Source organism: Streptomyces sp. NPDC059256 (assembly GCF_042753785.1).
GTDB lineage: Bacteria > Actinomycetota > Actinomycetes > Streptomycetales > Streptomycetaceae > Streptomyces.
In genome coordinates this window covers 12377-28733 of the sequence record NZ_JBHYZO010000006.1, presented here as the reverse complement: position 1 = coordinate 28733, position 16357 = coordinate 12377, and the positions used below count along the sequence as shown (strand labels likewise).

At 69.7% G+C, this 16357-nt stretch carries 17 protein-coding genes; 2 read left to right on the top strand and 15 right to left on the bottom strand.

Annotation, left to right across the window (positions count from 1 at the left end; genetic code table 11):
• Positions 1 to 5: 5 nt before the first annotated feature.
• The 13 genes from ACFXJL_RS16010 to ACFXJL_RS15950 form a co-directional block, all read right to left on the bottom strand.
• Positions 6 to 908, bottom strand: coding sequence for an ABC transporter permease (locus ACFXJL_RS16010; protein ID WP_358878399.1), 903 nt, complete (start codon positions 906 to 908; stop codon positions 6 to 8).
• Positions 895 to 1692 carry an ABC transporter ATP-binding protein gene (locus ACFXJL_RS16005; protein WP_329024481.1) on the bottom strand — a complete coding sequence of 266 codons (798 nt, stop codon included), beginning with the start codon at positions 1690 to 1692 and terminating at the stop codon, positions 895 to 897. Before ACFXJL_RS16005 ends, ACFXJL_RS16010 begins: the two co-directional genes overlap by 14 nt.
• A 34-nt stretch (positions 1693 to 1726) precedes the next feature.
• Positions 1727 to 2836 (bottom strand): ABC transporter substrate-binding protein, encoded by a 1110-nt coding sequence (locus ACFXJL_RS16000; protein WP_358878400.1) that lies wholly within the window; start codon positions 2834 to 2836, stop codon positions 1727 to 1729.
• A gap of 207 nt (positions 2837 to 3043) precedes the next feature.
• Entirely contained in the window at positions 3044 to 4387 is a 1344-nt protein-coding gene (locus tag ACFXJL_RS15995; RefSeq protein ID WP_358878462.1) for a GTP-binding protein, read from the bottom strand.
• 9 nt (positions 4388 to 4396) lie between these two features.
• Positions 4397 to 5329, bottom strand: coding sequence for a sulfate adenylyltransferase subunit CysD (gene cysD, locus ACFXJL_RS15990; RefSeq protein WP_358878401.1), 933 nt, complete (start codon positions 5327 to 5329; stop codon positions 4397 to 4399).
• A complete protein-coding gene (gene cysC / locus ACFXJL_RS15985) occupies positions 5326 to 5901 on the bottom strand; it encodes an adenylyl-sulfate kinase (RefSeq protein ID WP_384632745.1) in 576 nt (191 codons plus the stop codon). Before cysC ends, cysD begins: the two co-directional genes overlap by 4 nt.
• Positions 5883 to 6581: a phosphoadenylyl-sulfate reductase gene (locus ACFXJL_RS15980; RefSeq protein WP_358878403.1), complete on the bottom strand. Its 699-nt coding sequence runs from the start codon at positions 6579 to 6581 to the stop codon at positions 5883 to 5885. The genes cysC and ACFXJL_RS15980 overlap by 19 nt, the downstream gene beginning before the upstream one ends.
• Entirely contained in the window at positions 6578 to 6757 is a 180-nt protein-coding gene (locus tag ACFXJL_RS15975) for a hypothetical protein (protein WP_329024490.1), read from the bottom strand. The genes ACFXJL_RS15980 and ACFXJL_RS15975 overlap by 4 nt, the downstream gene beginning before the upstream one ends.
• Positions 6754 to 8451, bottom strand: coding sequence for a nitrite/sulfite reductase (locus tag ACFXJL_RS15970; protein WP_358878404.1), 1698 nt, complete (start codon positions 8449 to 8451; stop codon positions 6754 to 6756). Before ACFXJL_RS15970 ends, ACFXJL_RS15975 begins: the two co-directional genes overlap by 4 nt.
• Positions 8452 to 8636: 185 nt before the next feature.
• On the bottom strand, positions 8637 to 8720 hold the full coding sequence (locus ACFXJL_RS15965) for a putative leader peptide (protein WP_329027864.1): 84 nt from the start codon (positions 8718 to 8720) through the stop codon (positions 8637 to 8639).
• Between the two features lie 566 nt (positions 8721 to 9286).
• Positions 9287 to 9850 carry a GNAT family N-acetyltransferase gene (locus tag ACFXJL_RS15960; protein WP_358878405.1) on the bottom strand — a complete coding sequence of 188 codons (564 nt, stop codon included), beginning with the start codon at positions 9848 to 9850 and terminating at the stop codon, positions 9287 to 9289.
• Between the two features lie 87 nt (positions 9851 to 9937).
• Positions 9938 to 11311: a GAF domain-containing protein gene (locus tag ACFXJL_RS15955; protein ID WP_384692747.1), complete on the bottom strand. Its 1374-nt coding sequence runs from the start codon at positions 11309 to 11311 to the stop codon at positions 9938 to 9940.
• Positions 11312 to 11507: 196 nt separating this feature from the next.
• Complete coding sequence (locus ACFXJL_RS15950; RefSeq protein WP_384692744.1) at positions 11508 to 13142, bottom strand: acyl-CoA dehydrogenase family protein; 1635 nt, start codon at positions 13140 to 13142, stop codon at positions 11508 to 11510.
• Positions 13143 to 13159: 17 nt separating this feature from the next.
• Between ACFXJL_RS15950 and ACFXJL_RS15945 the strand changes: the two genes are divergently transcribed.
• Together ACFXJL_RS15945 and ACFXJL_RS15940 are read left to right on the top strand one after the other, a co-directional pair.
• Entirely contained in the window at positions 13160 to 14335 is a 1176-nt protein-coding gene (locus ACFXJL_RS15945; RefSeq protein ID WP_384692741.1) for a YihY/virulence factor BrkB family protein, read from the top strand.
• A 49-nt stretch (positions 14336 to 14384) separates the two neighbouring features.
• Complete coding sequence (locus ACFXJL_RS15940) at positions 14385 to 15119, top strand: helix-turn-helix domain-containing protein (protein ID WP_384692738.1); 735 nt, start codon at positions 14385 to 14387, stop codon at positions 15117 to 15119.
• Here the strand turns inward: ACFXJL_RS15940 and ACFXJL_RS15935 are convergent.
• Together ACFXJL_RS15935 and ACFXJL_RS15930 are read right to left on the bottom strand one after the other, a co-directional pair.
• Positions 15059 to 15454, bottom strand: coding sequence for a VOC family protein (locus ACFXJL_RS15935; protein ID WP_329024504.1), 396 nt, complete (start codon positions 15452 to 15454; stop codon positions 15059 to 15061). The two genes, ACFXJL_RS15940 and ACFXJL_RS15935, sit on opposite strands and share 61 nt — an antisense overlap.
• A gap of 134 nt (positions 15455 to 15588) precedes the next feature.
• On the bottom strand, positions 15589 to 16326 hold the full coding sequence (locus ACFXJL_RS15930; protein WP_384632727.1) for a CbtA family protein: 738 nt from the start codon (positions 16324 to 16326) through the stop codon (positions 15589 to 15591).
• Positions 16327 to 16357: the final 31 nt, after the last annotated feature.

Here is a 16357-nt window from a genome sequence, read left to right as displayed (position 1 = left end):
ACCACTCAGTTCCTGACGAGGAGCCCGCGGCCCCGCAGGACCGCCCGCTCCAACGGGCTGAAGATCAGCAGATCGATGGCGATGCCGACCAACAGGATCAGCAGGATCGCCAAGAACACCCCCGGCATGTCGGAGTTGTTCCTGCCGTTCTCCAACAACTGCCCGAGCCCCAGGCCCAGATCGGGCGACGAGGCGATGATCTCCGCGGCCATCAGCGAGCGCCAGGAGAACGCCCAGCCCTGCTTGAGCCCGGCCACATAGCCGGGCAGTGCCGCGGGCATCACGATGTGCCAGGTCCCCTTGAGGCCGGTCGCACCCATGGTGCGGCCCGCGCGCAGGAACAACGGCGGGACCTGGTCGACACCGGAGACCAGCCCATTGGCGATGGACGGGACGGCGCCGAGCAGGATCACCGCGTACATCATCTGGTTGTTCAGCCCGAGCCAGATCACCGCGGGCGGCACCCATGCCACCGACGGCAGCGACTGGAGACCGGACAGGATCGGCCCGATGGCCGCCCGGACGAACTTCACCCGGGCGACCAGCAACCCCAGCGGGGTGCCGATCGCGAGCGCCAGCAGGAAGCCGAGCAGACCGCGGGACACGCTCGTCCAGACGACCTCCAGCAGGGTGCCGGCCAGCCACAGCTTGGACACGCTGTCCCATACCGCGGAGGGTGCGGGCAGACTGCCCTCGTCGGTGACCTCCGCCCACACCAGTGCCTGCCACACGGCAACCACCAGGACGACGGCCACCACCGGCGGCAGGACCTTCTTCAGCAGGACCTCGCTGACCGGGGTGCGGTGCGACTGCACCGCATCCAGGGCGTCGAGTCCCGCTTCCAGACCGGCGAGATCGTCGGGCTTTGCCTTGGCCTTGGCCTCGGTTGAGGTCTCAGTGCTGGCCATGTCGGCGGATCTCCCCACGCAGTTCTTCAGTGATCTCGATGGACAACTCCGCCACGGCGGCGTCCTCGATGCGACGCGGCTGTTCGATGCCGACGGTCCACTCCCTGGCGATCCGGCCCGGTCGGGACGAGAGCAGCACCACCCGTTCGGCGAGCCGCACAGCCTCGCGGACGTTGTGGGTGACGAACAGCACCGACAGTTGGGTTTCGCGCCAGATCCGCGTCAGCTCGTCGTGCAACACATCGCGGGTAATGGCATCGAGGGCCGCGAACGGCTCGTCCATCAACAGGAGTTGGCTGTCCTGCGCCAGGGCGCGGGCGAGCGCCACCCGCTGGCGCATGCCGCCCGAGAGTTCGTGCACCCGCTTGCGGTACGCACCGCCGAGCCGCACCAGCTCCAGCAGTCGCTCCGCCTCCGTACGGCGTTCGGTCTTGGCGACCCCGCGCAGCCGCAGCGCGAGTTCGATGTTCTTGCCCGCCGTGAGCCAGGGGAAGAGCGCGTGCTCCTGGAACATCAGCGCGGGTCGCCCGCCCGGGGTCTCGATGGACCCCGCACTGGGCTTGTCGAGCCCCGCCACCAGATTGAGCAGGGTGGACTTCCCGCACCCCGAGGCCCCCAGGAGGGTGACGAACTCTCCCGGAGCGACATCGAGGGTGATGTCGTCCAGGACGAGTTGCCGTCCCGCGGGTCCCGAGAAGGACTTCGATACGTGTTCGATGCGGGCGGCGGGCCCGGCCGTCGTCGTACGGCCGGTCGCCTGGTCCTTGGTGAGGGTGTTGGCCATGGTCGTCACCTCCTGGGAACTCGGTTGTGCCGGTCTACTTGACGCCGAGTCCGGCATCGGCGACCGCGGGCTTGCCCTCGGTCTTGAGGACCTCGTTCAGCTCCGTGAGGTCGTAGATGCCGTTCAGGTCGGGCTTCTCCAACAGGCCGGCCTTCACCGCGTAGTCCGCCTGGGTCTTGAGGGTCGACGCCAGCGGGTCATCGGTGAACTGGATCGACTTCCACGCCGGGTCGATGATCTCGGGGGGCAGTTCCTTGCCGGTGAGGGCCTTCAGCTTGGCGTTGGCGGACGCCTTCGCCAGGTCCGGGTTGGCGTTGATCCAGGCATTGGTCTTCACCGAGCCGCGCACCACGGCCTGCACCACGTCCGCGTGGTCCTTGAGGAACTTCTGCGAGACGATGATGTGGGTGATCACGAACTTGTTGTCCGGCCAGAGCGTCGACTCGTCCAGCAGCACCTTGGCGCCCTGCGCCACGAGTCTGGAGGCCACGGGCTCCGGCACCCAAGCGCCGTCGATGGAACCGGACTTGTAGGCATCCGGGGTGATCTTGTTGTCGGTGCGCACCACCGACACATCGCCCTTGCCGCTCTGCGCGTCGGCCTTCCAGCCCTTTTCGGCTATCCAGTTGAGGAAGGCGACGTCCTGGGTGTTGCCCAGCTGGGGCGTGGCGATCTTCTTGCCCTTGAGGTCGTCCAGGGTCTTGATCTTCTTGGGGTTGACCACGAGCTTCACACCACCGGATGCGGAGCCGGCGACGATCCGCAGGTTCTTGCCCTTGGACTTGGTGAAACCGTTGATCGCGGGGGAGGGGCCGATGAACCCGATGTCGATGGCGCCCGCGTTCAGGGCTTCGATCTCGGAGGGGCCGGCATTGAAGGTGGTCGACTTGATCTGGGTGCCGCCCAGCTCCTTCTGGAGGATGCCCTGCTGCTCCCCGACGAGCGCAGTGGCATGGGTGAGGTTGGGGAAGTAGCCCAACTTCACGGTGTCGGCCGAGAGCTTCTTGCCCTTCGCGGCCGGGGTGGTCTTATCGTCCTTCTTGGCGTCGGAACCGTAGCCGCAAGAGGCGAGTGCGCCGATCAGCAGCGGGACGGCGGCGGCTGCGGCAAGGCCGCGGCGCACAGTGGTACGGGTGGCAGGCACGGGAGGGTTTCCTCTCGAAGGCCCCGGCGGTCACGAACGTAAGTCGTGGCCGGGAAGTCGGCAGAACGGTGTCTTCGTCGGTGAAGCGTCATCCGGTGGTGCGTACGGTTCATCGCGCACAACACACGACACCTCCGGAACCTGCGCCGAGGGTGCCGCTGCCCACACGGCCCCCTTCTTTCGCGAAGGTCGCATATACGTCGGTCATCAGAAATCCCACCCCGAGTCTTCGATGCTGTCTGATGTCTGTACGGCCGCCGTGGCCGTCGTGGCGAACGAGTCGCCCGCCATCCCGGCTGCCAGCGTGGTGCCGTCGGCCGGGTCGATGAGGAGGAAGGAGCCGGTGCGCCGTGAGTCGGCGTAGGAGTCGAGCGCCAGCGGTTCGGCCGTGCGCACGGTGACCAGGCCGATGTCGTTGGCGACGAGTTGTCCGGGCTCCGGGTGTTGGGACAGGTCGTCGAGGGTCAGCCGGGACGGGATCGCCTTGACGATGGCCTTCACCGTGCGTGTGGTGTGCTTGAGCAGCACCCGCTGCCCCACGGTGAGCGGCTGGTCGGCCACGTGGCACACGGTGGCCTCGATGTCCTGCGTGGTCGGTGGCGCATCCCCGCTCGGCACGATCAGGTCGCCGCGCGAGATGTCGATGTCGTCCTCCAGCAGCAGGGTGATCGACTGCGGGGTCCACGCGATGTCCACCGCCTGCCCCAACAGGTCGATTCCCTTGATCCGCGAGGTGCGTCCCGACGGCAGTACGGTGACCTCTTCGCCGAGGCGGAAGGTGCCGGCCGCGATCTGCCCCGCGTACCCCCGGTAGTCCGGGTGGTCGGCGGTCTGCGGACGGATCACGTACTGCACGGGGAGCCGTGCGTGGCAGGACGCCAGATCGTGCGAGACGGGCACGGTCTCCAGGTGCTCCAGCACCGTGGGTCCGCCGTACCAGTCCATGTTCGCCGACGGGTCCACCACATTGTCACCGGCGAGCGCCGAGATGGGGATCGCGGTGATCTCCGGCACGCCCAGGGATGCGGCGTACGAGGTGAACTCCTCGGCGATGGCGGCGAAGACGTGCTCCGCGTAGTCGACCAGGTCCATCTTGTTCACGGCGAGTACCACGTGCGGCACCCGCAGCAGGGCGGCCACCGCGGCATGGCGACGGGTCTGCTCCACCACGCCGTTGCGGGCGTCCACCAGCACGACCGCGAGTTCGGCCGTGGACGCACCGGTCACCATGTTCCGGGTGTACTGCACGTGCCCCGGGGTGTCGGCGAGGATGAAGCGCCGCCGCGCGGTGGCGAAGTAGCGGTACGCCACGTCGATGGTGATGCCCTGCTCGCGCTCGGCCCGCAGACCGTCCGTGAGCAGCGCCAGGTCGGGGGTGTCCTGGCCGCGCGAGAGCGAAGCCGTGGTCACCGCTTCCAGCTGATCGGTCAGCACCGACTTGGAGTCGTGCAACAGCCGCCCCACGAGGGTGGACTTGCCGTCGTCGACGGAGCCCGCGGTGGCGAAGCGCAACAGGGTGGTGGCCGACAGCTGCTCGGCCGCCGAAGTGATGGCGGTCATTTAGAAGTACCCTTCGCGCTTGCGGTCTTCCATGGCGGCTTCGGACATCTTGTCGTCGGCGCGCGTGGCGCCCCGCTCGGTGAGCCGGGAAGCGGCGATCTCGGCGATCACCGCGTCGAGGGTGGTGGCGTCGGAGTCCACCGCACCGGTGCAGGACATGTCCCCCACGGTGCGGTAGCGGATCAGCCGGGTCTCCACCTGCTCGGCGCCCTTGGGCCCGCCCCAGTCGCCCGCGGTCAGCCACATGCCCGAGCGCTGGAACACCTCGCGCTCATGGGCGAAGTAGATCTCGGGCAGCTCGATCTTCTCCCGTGCGATGTACTGCCAGACGTCCAGCTCGGTCCAGTTCGACAGCGGGAAGACCCGCACGTGCTCGCCCGGGGCGTGGCGCCCGTTGTAGAGCTGCCACAGTTCGGGCCGCTGCCGGCGCGGGTCCCACTGGGAGAACTCGTCCCGCAGCGAGAACACCCGCTCCTTGGCGCGCGCCTTCTCCTCGTCGCGGCGCCCGCCGCCGAACACCGCGTCGAAGCGGTGCTCCTGGATCGCCTCGGTGAGCGGCACGGTCTGCAACGGGTTGCGGGTGCCGTCGGGCCGCTCGCGCAGCTTGCCGGCGTCGATGTAGTCCTGCACGGAGGCGACGTGCAGCCGCAGCCCGTGCCGGGCCACCGTGCGGTCCCGGTATTCGAGGACCTCCGGGAAGTTGTGTCCGGTGTCGACGTGGAGCAGCGTGAACGGCACCGCGGCCGGCGCGAACGCCTTCAGCGCCAGGTGCAGCATGACGATGGAGTCCTTGCCGCCGGAGAACAGGATCACCGGTCGCTCGAACTCCCCCGCCACCTCGCGGAAGATGTGGACCGCCTCGGACTCCAGGGCGTCCAAGTGGCTGAGCGCATAGGGACTGTCGGTGTCCTGGACATCGGCGAGCGCCATCATGCGAGACCCCTCTCGGTGAGCAGCGCGTGCAGCGCTGCCGCGGACTCCTGCACGGTCTGGTGTTGCGACTCGATGCGCAGATCGGGGGCGAGCGGCACCTCGTAGGGGTCGTCGACCCCGGTGAGACCGCTGATCTGCCCCGCGGCCTGGCGGGCGTAGAGCCCCTTCACATCGCGCTCGGAGCACACGTCCAACGGAGTGGCGACGTGCACCTCCACATAGGACGTGCCTTCTGCGCCATGGCGCTTGCGGACCGCGTCCCGGCTGTCGGCGTAGGGCGCGATCACCGGTACGAGGACGGTCACCCCGTTGGACGCGAGCAGTTCGGCGACGAAGCCGATCCGCTGGACGTTGGTGTGCCGGTCCTCACGGCTGAAGCCGAGACCCGCCGAGAGGAACTCACGGATCTCGTCGCCGTCCAGCACCTCGACCCGCCGTCCGTCGGCGGCCAGGCGTTCCGCCAACGCCAGGGCGATGGTGGTCTTACCGGCACTCGGCAGGCCCGTGAGCCAGATGGTGGCCCCAGTCACGTTTTCGTCTCCCAGCGTCGTCATCAGCCGTGCAGTCCGCATTCCGTCTTGCCCCGCCCGGCCCAGCGGCCGGCGCGCACATCCTCGCCCTCCAGCACCTGACGGGTGCAGGGGGCGCAACCCACGGAGGCGTAGCCGTCCATCAGCAGGGGATTGGTGAGCACCCCGTACTCGGCGACGTAGGTGTCGACGTCGTCCTGGGTCCACCGGGCGATGGGGGAGACCTTCACCTTGTGCCGACGCGCGTCCCATCCCACGACCGGGGTGTTCGCACGGGTCGGTGACTCGTCGCGACGCAGGCCGGTCGCCCATGCGTCGTACTCGGTCAGCCCCTCTTCGAGCGGCTGGACCTTGCGGAGCTTGCAGCACAGATCGGGGTCGCGGTCGTGCAGCCGGGGGCCGTACTCGGCGTCCTGTTCGGCCACGGTGTGACGCGGGGTGAGGGTGATCAACCGGACGTCCATCACGGCGGCGACGGCGTCACGGGTCCCGATGGTCTCGGGGAAGTGGTATCCGGTGTCGAGGAACACCACGTCCACCCCGGGCAGCGCCCGGGAGGCGAGATGCGCCACGACCGCGTCCTCCATGGAGGACGTCACACAGAATCGGGGGCCGAAGGTCTCGGTGGCCCAGGTCAGGATCTCCAGGGCGGACGCCTCTTCGAGATCCCGACCGGCACGCTCGGCGAGTTCTTGGAGATGGGTCTGGTGAGTGACCGTCATATCTCTTCCCCTCCGGTGTCCTTGCGTTGAAATCCACGGGCGAGCAGCCCGAGGTACTTCAACTGAAAGGCCCGGTTGCAGGCGGCGCATTCCCATGCGCCGTGGCCCTGCTCGTTGGGACGCAGATCCTCGTCGCCGCAGTAGGGGCAGTAGAAGGGGGCGGCGCGCTCGCTCATGACAGGGCCTCCTCGGAGGCGCGGGCCGCCCAGGTGGCGAAGCGCTCGCCCTCCTCGCGCTCGTCCTGGAAGCGACGCACCACCCGCTCGACGTAGTCGGGCAGTTCGGCGGAGGTGACCTTGAGCCCGCGGACCTTGCGGCCGAAACCGGGGTCGAGACCGAGGGCACCGCCGAGGTGGACCTGGAAGCCCTCCACCTGGTTGCCCGAGTCGTCCAGGACCAACTGGCCCTTGAGGCCGATGTCGGCGACCTGGATGCGGGCGCAGGCGTTGGGGCAGCCGTTGACGTTGATGGTGATCGGCTGGTCGAACTCGGGCAGCCGGCGCTCCAACTCGTCGATGAGCGAGGCGGCGCGCGCCTTGGTCTCCACGATCGCGAGCTTGCAGAACTCGATTCCGGTGCACGCCATCGTGCCGCGCCGGAACGGCGAGGGGGTCACCCGCAGATCGAGTGCCTCCAGGCCCTCCACCAGGGAGTCGACCCGGTCCTCGGGCACGTCGAGCACGATCATCTTCTGCTCGGCGGTGGTGCGCAGCCGGTCGGAACCGTGCTCGGCGGCGAGCTCGGAGATCTTCAGCAGGGTGGTGCCGTCCACGCGTCCCACCCGCGGTGCGAACCCGACGTAGAACCGGCCGTCCCGCTGACGGTGGACTCCCACGTGGTCGCGCCACTCCTGTACGGGACGCTCGGGCGCGGGTCCGTCCGCCAACTTCCGCTGGAGGTAGTCGTCTTCGAGGACCTGGCGGAACTTCTCCGGGCCCCAGTCGGCGACCAGGAACTTCAGCCGCGCACGGGTGCGCAGCCGTCGGTAGCCGAAGTCCCGGAAGATCGAGATGACGCCTTCGTACACATCGGGCACCTCGTCCAGGGAGACCCAGGTGCCGAGGCGCACACCGATCTTCGGGTTGGTGGAGAGACCGCCACCCACCCAGACGTCGAAGCCGGGGCCGAGTTCGGGGTGGTGAACGCCGACGAAGGCTATGTCGTTGATCTCGTGGGCCACGTCGAGCAGCGGTGATCCGGAGATGGCCGACTTGAACTTGCGGGGCAGGTTGGAGAAGTCCTTGTTGCCCACGATCCGGCGGTAGATCTCGTCGATCGCCGGGGTGCCGTCGATGATCTCGTCCTCGGCGATGCCCGCGACGGGCGAGCCCAGGATGACGCGGGGGGTGTCTCCGCACGCCTCGGTCGTCGAGAGGCCGACGGCTTCGAGCCGCCGCCAGATCTCGGGCATGTCCTCGATGCGGATCCAGTGGTACTGGACGTTCTGCCGGTCGGTGATGTCGGCGGTGCCGCGGGCGAACTCCTGGGAGATCTCGCCGATGACCCTGAGCTGGTGCGTCGTCAGCCGTCCGCCGTCGATGCGCACCCGGAGCATGAAGTACTCGTCATCCAGCTCCTCCGGCTCCAGGATCGCGGTCTTGCCGCCGTCGATCCCGGGCTTGCGCTGGGTGTAGAGGCCCCACCAGCGCATCCGGCCGCGGAGATCGGCACCGTCGATGGAGTCGAAGCCGCGCTTGGCGTAGATCGTCTCAATGCGCGTCCGCACATTGAGACCGTCGTCGTCCCTTTTGGCCTGCTCGTTGGCGTTCAGGGGCGTCATGTGGCCAACGGCCCACTGGCCTTCGCCGCGGTGACGTCCGGTTCTACGGCGGGACACGGCGGGGGCGGGCTTGTCCGGGGTGGCGGCCATGGCGATATGTCCTTCGAGACAACAGGAGGGCGGCTCTGAGCTGCACACTCGTGAGGGCGCGCGACGGTGCGCAGGGCAGGTGAACCCAAGGGGCTAAGTGCTACGGCTGCGGGCTCGGTGACTCAGCGGGGGCTGGCGGTGCTCTGTGGGGCTCAGACGGTGAAATGCTCGGCGGTGCTGGGCTGTCAGCAGGCGGGACAGATGGCGCTGGACATGCGGCCGAGGTCGACGTGGCGTCGACTCACCAAGGCAATTCCAGTCCGAGACATGACGGAAGCGTGGCACGGCGGTCCGATGGCAGTCCACCATCATCCACATGTCGGACAATGATGTCTCGCATCGCGAGACTCCATCTGTTGGTGCTCGCCGTCGATTGCTCGGCCCGAGGGCTGGTCGGATCGAGGAGTGGCATGGGGTCGGAGGCCATCGCCCATGGAATCGCTGCCTTGAATGTCATCTTTTGTTCGGCGGGGTGATACGCCGGTGATGGACGTTCCGCGGCTGCCTCGGCGCTGGTCCCATCCGGCCGGCCCGCTTCGGTGCGGCGGCAGGGATAGAGGGTAGGGGAGCCCCACGTGCTGCGTCCGTCGGGATCGGAGCGACTCCGGACCTCGCGGGTCCCGCCCGGTCCGCCCGCTCGCGGGTGCGGAGGGGTACGGGGGCGGGCGACAGGGGCGCTGTCCGGTCCGTGCGGGTGGGTGCCGGGGCCTCGTCGGGGTGGCGCATCGACGGCGGCGCGCGGCGCGACGGTCCGGGGCCGGCGCCCCAGGCGCCACGACCGCCGCACCCATCATCGGCCGGCGTCCGTCGGCCGGCCCTCGTGTGCGGAGCTGCGTCAGGGGCGCGCTCCAGGCCAGGGGCCCGGCGTCACCGTCTCCTCTTCTTCGGTCACCTTGGTGTCGAACACCGTGAATCCGCGGCGCAGATAGTTGTCCATCGCGTGCGGGCCGTCCTTGGAGCAGGTGTGGAGCCAGACCCGCTTGGTCGGCTCCAGGTCCGGCCAGCGCTCCGCCAGGTCCCAGGCCCTGGCCACCGCGTACGACAACAGGTGGCCACCGATGCGGCGTCCCCGGAACGCGGGGATGAGTCCGAAGTAGACGATCTCCACCGCACCGTCCTCCTGGGCCTCGATCTCCGCGTACCCGGCGGGGGTGCCGCTTTCGTAGGCGACCCACGTCTCCGTGCCGGGTCGGGCGAGCGCCGCGTCCCACTCCGCATAGGTCATGGGGAGTCGATCCGTCCAGTGGATGTCTCCGCCCACCGCCGTATAGAGGAAACGGCTGAACTCGGGCGAAGGCACCTCGGCGCGGACGATCCGCACATTGCCGGCCGTCGCCGACGGTCGCTGATCGGCCGGGGACGTCTGCTCCAGGGACCAGGTGGTCATGGTGATGCTCATGAACGCCAGGGAATCATGCCGATCACCCCAGGCCAAAGCCGTGCCGGGTGCGATACCGATCACGCCGGCGGGGGCGGTGGCGACCCGCTACACCGGACCCACCGGAACGCCCTGACTCTGCCCCTGACCCCGCCCTTGTTCCTCGGGCCCGTCCGCGCGCTGGTTCGCGGGGTCGTGGCCGTGGCCGTGGTCGGGGTTGTGGTTGTTGTTGTTGTTTCGCAGGGTGTCCGGCTCGGAGAGCGGGCGGGCGGCCAGTTCCAGGACCTCCACCTCCACACAGTCCGCGAACCGGTACGGGCGGCTGGCCAGCACCTGGGCCAGATGCCGTCGTAAGCGAGACATCTCCGCCCGAACGGTCACGGTGCGTGAGGCGTCGCCGAAGAGGTCCTGTGCCAGTTGCGCGGCGCTCAGCCCGCCACGGTTCCGCGCCAGTGAATACAGCAGCTCCGCATGGCGCGGGCTGAGCCCCTGGGTCCAACTGCCCGCCTCGCCGTGGACCGAGACCGAGGCACGGTGCCGTCGACGGAGATCCAGCACCACCCGGGCCGTACCGCTGGAGTGCTCCTCGACCACCCGCACCAGCCAGCCCCCCGGTAGCGGCTCCAGGATGCACAGGCCCAGCGACGGCAGCCACAGCCGACCGGCCGTCGGCGTCGTGGGCAGTCGAAGCCGTCCCGGAAGGTGCATGCCCGTCACCGCTGCGGGCCAGCCGTCGGCGTCCACGGCCATCGCCCGGCCGGTGAGCCGGCACAGCAACGGCGACGCGACGCTGCGCAGCCGGTCGAGTGCCGTGGAGTGCCGCTGCCGCAGTTCGGCCTCCGCCAATCGGGCGATGGAGGTCACGAGCGGCAGCGTCGCCGGATGCATGGTGGACAACGGTCCGCTGGCGTTGATGACGCCCAGCAACCTGCCGTCGCGCGGATCGGTCACCGGCGCACCGGTGCAGGTCCAACTGTGGTGCGCGGAGACGAAGTGTTCGGCGGCGTGCACCTGGACCGGTCGGCCCACCACGAGGGCCGTCCCCACGCCGTTGGTGCCCACGTACTCCTCGGCGAGGTTCGCCCCGAGGACGAAGCCGTGGGCGTCGCCCTTGCGCAGGACGGATGTCTTGCCCTCGCGCCACAGCAGTCGACCGTCGGAGTCCGAGACCAACATGATGTGCTGCGCCGCCTCCGCCACCGACACCAGTCCGTCCCGCAGGACGTGCAGCACCTCACGCAGCGGGGAGGTGTCGCGGCGGCGCTCGACCTCCTCGCGGGACAGCAGTCCGACCCGACGGTCCCGGTCGGGGTCGAGCCCCCGGTGCAGCAGCCGCTGCCAGGACTCCCCGATCACCGTGCGGGGGCCGACGGTCGAGCGCCGCCCGTTGAGGGCGTCCTCGCGGATGCCCTTCAGCAGTCGGGCGGCCTCCGCGGTGTCCATCGCTGCGAGGCGGGCCAGGTCGATCGGTCTGGTCTGCACGCGATGTTCCTCCTGGACGGCGACGGGCACGCGGGCTGCAACCTCTTGCAACCCTCGCGAACGAGTGTTCGTGTGTACGAAGGTGTAGAGCGCGAGGGGTGGTGCCGTGTCGGCGCGGCACCACCCTGAGCATGATCATCTCTGATGGTGGTCGCCGTTCGGTGACCACCCCCTCGGGCCCCGCCCGGCCCCGTGCTCACTCCACAGCGCGGGCCCGGTCCACCACGGCCCCCAGCGCCATCGTGTGCGGCAGCGTCCCGAAGGCAGCTCCCCAGTCCCCGCCGAGCCTGGATGCGCAGAAGGCGTCCGCCACCTCCGACGGAGCCCACCGCACCAGGAGCGACCCCTGGAGCACCGTGGCCATGCGCTCGGTCACCCGCCTGGCCCGTGCCTCGATTCCCTCCAGGTCCGCCAGGTCCGTCAGCAGATCCCTGATCGCCCGGTCCAACCGGTGGTCCGCCCCACGGGCCTTGCCCACTTCCTGGAGGAAGGCGTTCAGGGCCAGCGGCTCGCGCTGGAGGACCCGCAGCACATCCAGCGCCTGGATGTTGCCCGCGCCTTCCCAGATGGAGTTGAGCGGTGACTCCCGCAGCAGCCGGGGCAGCCCGGATTCCTCAACGTAGCCGTTGCCGCCCAGACACTCCAGGGCTTCGGCGACCACGGGCGTACAGCGTTTGGTCACCCAGTACTTGGCAGCCGGCACCGCCAGCCGGGCGAACGCCCGCTCCTCCTCGGTGCCGCTGTCGACGGCTGCGGCCAGCCGCAGGGCCAGAGCGGTCGCCGCCTCCGATTCGAGGGCGAGATCGGCCAGGACATTGCGCATCAGCGGTTTGTCGACGAGCGGTCCACCGAACGCGCCGCGGTGCGAGCAGTGGTGGATCGCCTGCGCCACCGACTGCCGCATCAACGCCGCCGAGCCGACCACGCAGTCGAGCCGGGTGGCGGCCACCATCTCCAGGATGGCGCGCAACCCACGGCCCTCCTCACCGACCCGCCGCGCCCAGGTGTCGGCGAACTCCACCTCGGCCGAGGCGTTGGACCGGTTGCCCAGCTTGTCCTTGAGGCGCTGGATGCGGAAGGTGTTCCGGGTGCCGTCCTCCAGCACCCTGGGCAGGAGGAAGCACGTCAACCCGCCGGGGGCCTGCGCCAGCACCAGGAATCCGTCGGACATGGGCGCGGAACAGAACCACTTGTGGCCCGTCAGCAGGTACTCCCCGGACGCATCCAGCGCGCGGGCCGACGTCGTGTTGGTCCGTACGTCGCTGCCGCCCTGCTTCTCCGTCATCCCCATGCCGAGCAGTTGGCCCGCCTTGGCCTCGGGGGGCAGCAGGGCCGCCGTGTACGTCCGTGACGTCAGCCGGGGCTCGAAGCGGGCGGCCAGTTCCGGATCGGTGCGCAGCGCGGGCACCGCGGCATGGGTCATCGACAGCGGACAGCCGTGCCCGGCCTCGGCCTGGGTCCACACGAAGAACCCCGCTGCCCTTCGCACGTGCCCCGACGGTCGGCTCCAGGCATCGGTGAGGCCCGCGGACACGGCGTGTCCGAGGAGTCGGTGCCAGGCCGGATGGAACTCCACCTCGTCGATCCGGTTCCCGTACCGGTCGTGCGTGTGCAATCGGGGCGGATGCTCGTTCGCCTGTGCTCCCCAGCGCTGCACCTGCGCGGAACCGGAAGCGCGGCCCAACTCCGTGAGCTCGGCCCGGGCCTCGTCGAGCGCCTCGGGGACGACGTGTCGCTCCACGGCCTCGGTCAGCGCCTGGTCCGCCGCGTAGACGTCGTACCCCACCAGGGGCGGAGGCTGGTTGGTCACTGTGTGGGTGCTCGCTGCCATGCCGATACGGTAAGGAGGTGCAGGCAGCAAATGAAACACCCGAGCGGCCGTCGGGCCGACTCCATCGCGCGCGAGTCCTCTACCGCAACGTTTCCAAGCGGAAGATGACATGGCTGCTGCTGAAGGACACGGTCAACTCGTGCATCGAGTACCGCATCCTGGGGCTCGCCGCCGAAGCCGCGTTCTTCACGCTGCTGTCCCTGCCGCCCCTGATGCTGGGGCTGATCGGACTCCTCGGCTACATAGACGACTGGACCAACACCACCACGGTCGCCTCCATCGAGGAGAACATCCTCAACGCCGTCGGTACCGTCCTGTCCGACCGGGGTGTCAACGACATCGCCAGACCGCTGCTGGAGGACGTCACCCACGGCGGCCGTCCGGACGTCATCTCGATCGGCTTCGCCATCGCCCTGTGGTCGGGGTCGCGGGCGGTCAACGTCTTCATCGACACGATCACCGTGATGTACGGCCTCGACGGCCAGCGCGGCATCGTCGCCACCCGGCTGCTGGCGTTCCTGCTCTACCTCATCGCCCTGCTCATCGGTGCGGTGGTGCTGCCGCTGGCGGTCGTCGGACCCGATCGGGTGGTGGCGCTGCTGCCGTGGGGCACCACCTTGGTGACCATTCTGTACTGGCCTGTGGTCAGCCTGTTGTCGATCGCCTTCCTCACCACGCTCTACCATGTGTCGGTTCCGGTGCGCTCGCCCTGGATCGAGGACGTTCCCGGCGCCCTGGTCGCCCTCGGCATGTGGGTCTTCGGCAGCTTCCTGCTGCGGATCTACCTCACCAACACCGTCGAGGGACCCACGATCTACGGCTCGTTGGCGGCGCCGATCGCCGTCCTGCTGTGGATCGGCATCTCGGCCTTCGCGGTCCTGGTGGGCGCGGCGGTGAACGCGGCCATCGACCGGGTGTGGCCGGCCGCTGCGACCGCCGCCGCCAGGGCCGCCAACGAGCGGCTGCGCGCGGAACAGGCGGCCGAGCTGGTTGCACGGGCGCGGGCCGCCCACCTCTACGACAGCGTCGGCGACGATGACGATGACGACGAGGGGTCCGGGGACATGCCGTCCGAGTTCCCCGAGCGCTGGTCGCGCTTCCTGCCCCCGGACGACGTCAAGTCCCGACTCCACACGGGCCGGGATCCGCACAAGTCGCCGCCCCCGGACCGGGACGACTACCCCTGGCAGTGAGGGCACCGGGCGACCGCATGCTCCCGGACGGCGTACTACCCTCGACCGCATGTACGAGGAACGGCCCGCCGGGCTCGACGGCGCCGTCGTCTGGACCTTGACCCCCACCGAGGGGGCCACCGCTCGGCCGGTGCTCCCCGACGGATGCATGGACCTCATCTGGACGCCCGGACGGCTGCTCGTGGCCGGACCAGACACCCGCTCCCATCTGCCGGACCCGATTCCTGGGACCCGGTACGCCGGGGTGCGCTTCGCACCGGGGACCGCGCCGGCCGTCCTGGGCGTTCCCGCGCACGAACTGCGTGATCTACGGGTGGATCTGGACGACCTCTGGGGCGGCTCCCGGGCGCGGGGGCTCACCGGGAGGGTGGACGAGGCCGACGACCCCGGCGCGGCCCTGGAGGCGGTGGCGCGGGCCGCCGCGGCCCGGGCGAGCCGGCCCGATCCCTTGGTGGGCGACATCGTGCGCCGGTTGGCCGCGGGGGAGCCGGTCGCGGCTGTCGCAGCCGTGGCCGGCCTCGGTACCCGGCATCTCCACCGTCGCTCCCGTGAAGCCTTCGGCTACGGGCCCAAGACCCTGGCCAGGATCCTGCGGCTCCAGCGGGCGCTGGGCCTCGTCCGGCTCGGGGTCTCCTACGCCGCCGCTGCGACCCGCTCGGGCTGTGCCGATCAGGCTCATCTCGCACGGGAGATGCGCGCCCTCACCGGTATGACGCTCAGCGACTACCGTGCGTCGGCGAAGAGGGAGACCCCACAGCCGTCCGGATCGAGCACGACCGCGTAGCGCTGTCCCCAGACCGCGTCCCAGGGCTTCAGATGCCCCTGGTGGCCCGCCTCGATCAACTCGGCGTAGAGCGAGTCCACCTCCGCCGCGTCGGCGCAGAGGAAGGCGAGCCCCACCCGCTCCCCGCCTACGGCGGGCCGCTGCCACGTGGGGTCGAAGGAGGCGATGGTCGCCTCGGTGTCCCACATCACGCGCAAGCCGCTGGGCAGGGTCGCCTCGGCATGAGGGGCGGTGTCCGCGTCTGCGGGGATGTCGAGGCCCAGCCGACGGTAGAAGGCGAGGGAAGCGGCCATGTCGGCGGTGACGATGCCGATCGCATCGAGTCGTGGAGTCATGGGCCCACCGTAGGCAGGGGTGGCGCCGTACGTCTTGAACGAATCGGACGGACGGTCGTGCCGATCCCCTGTTCCTCGGATGCCCGGGCGCCGACCGCCCCGTGGTGCGGGCGGCGGCGCCGGGGAGGCGATGATCAGCCCGCGACGGCCGACAGCGGCTTCTTCGGCGTGAGCAGACGCTCGGCGAGTTCTCCGAAGACCAGCCCGAAGACCGTCCACAGGGTGGCCTGGATGGCCAGGGTCGCCAAGCGGAACTCCCACACCACGGTGGCGGGGAAGCCCTTGGGCACCTCGTTGAAGGACGGCAGGAAGGCGAAGGCGAGCCCGGTGACGAGGAGGAATCCCGCCGCCGCGGCGACCGTTGCGTGCCAGTTGCCGAGCCGGGCCGCGAGCCGTCGGCCGAGGATCACCGCGGCCACCGCGAGCAGCACGCTGAGCAGGACCATCAGGAAGTACAGCGCGGTGCGCTGCCCGATCGTGTCGGGGTCGCCGACCGCGGGCGGGTTGGGCGGGTACTTCAGGTACGGCACCACATAGACGGTCAGCAGGGCACCGCCGGCGACCAGTGCGGCCGTGGCGCGCGGGCCGAACCCGCCGATGCGACCGAGTGCGACGCAGTAGCCGAGGGCGGCGATGCCACCGACGGCCACACCGAACACCAACACGCCGGTGGCCAGGCCGGCGGTGGACTGGAGTGCGCGGCTGACGAGTTCTTCGCCGCCGTGTTCATGGCTGTGGCTCTCCTCGAACGCGATGGCCGCGTCCACCGGGCCCTCGCCGAGGAAGTAGGCGACGGCCATGGCGACGGCCCCCGCGATCAGGCCCGCGAGCATGCCGCGGACGAGCAGGTCTCTGACGGATATGGAGTTCATGGACGTTCCCCTGGGGATGTCGAGCGGTGTG

Excerpts from the sequence above, each read along its gene's own strand:
- ACFXJL_RS16010 (WP_358878399.1), bottom strand. The coding sequence starts at position 908 with ATGGCCAGCACTGAGACCTCAACCGAGGCCAAGGCCAAGGCAAAGCCC.
- ACFXJL_RS16005 (WP_329024481.1), bottom strand. The coding sequence starts at position 1,692 with ATGGCCAACACCCTCACCAAGGACCAGGCGACCGGCCGTACGACGACG.
- cysD (WP_358878401.1), bottom strand. The coding sequence starts at position 5,329 with ATGATGGCGCTCGCCGATGTCCAGGACACCGACAGTCCCTATGCGCTC.
- cysC (WP_384632745.1), bottom strand. The coding sequence starts at position 5,901 with ATGCGGACTGCACGGCTGATGACGACGCTGGGAGACGAAAACGTGACT.
- ACFXJL_RS15980 (WP_358878403.1), bottom strand. The coding sequence starts at position 6,581 with ATGACGGTCACTCACCAGACCCATCTCCAAGAACTCGCCGAGCGTGCC.
- ACFXJL_RS15975 (WP_329024490.1), bottom strand. The coding sequence starts at position 6,757 with ATGAGCGAGCGCGCCGCCCCCTTCTACTGCCCCTACTGCGGCGACGAG.
- ACFXJL_RS15970 (WP_358878404.1), bottom strand. The coding sequence starts at position 8,451 with ATGGCCGCCACCCCGGACAAGCCCGCCCCCGCCGTGTCCCGCCGTAGA.
- ACFXJL_RS15965 (WP_329027864.1), bottom strand. The coding sequence starts at position 8,720 with ATGTCTCGGACTGGAATTGCCTTGGTGAGTCGACGCCACGTCGACCTC.
- ACFXJL_RS15960 (WP_358878405.1), bottom strand. The coding sequence starts at position 9,850 with ATGAGCATCACCATGACCACCTGGTCCCTGGAGCAGACGTCCCCGGCC.
- ACFXJL_RS15950 (WP_384692744.1), bottom strand. The coding sequence starts at position 13,142 with ATGGCAGCGAGCACCCACACAGTGACCAACCAGCCTCCGCCCCTGGTG.
- ACFXJL_RS15940 (WP_384692738.1), top strand. The coding sequence starts at position 14,385 with ATGTACGAGGAACGGCCCGCCGGGCTCGACGGCGCCGTCGTCTGGACC.
- ACFXJL_RS15935 (WP_329024504.1), bottom strand. The coding sequence starts at position 15,454 with ATGACTCCACGACTCGATGCGATCGGCATCGTCACCGCCGACATGGCC.
- ACFXJL_RS15930 (WP_384632727.1), bottom strand. The coding sequence starts at position 16,326 with ATGAACTCCATATCCGTCAGAGACCTGCTCGTCCGCGGCATGCTCGCG.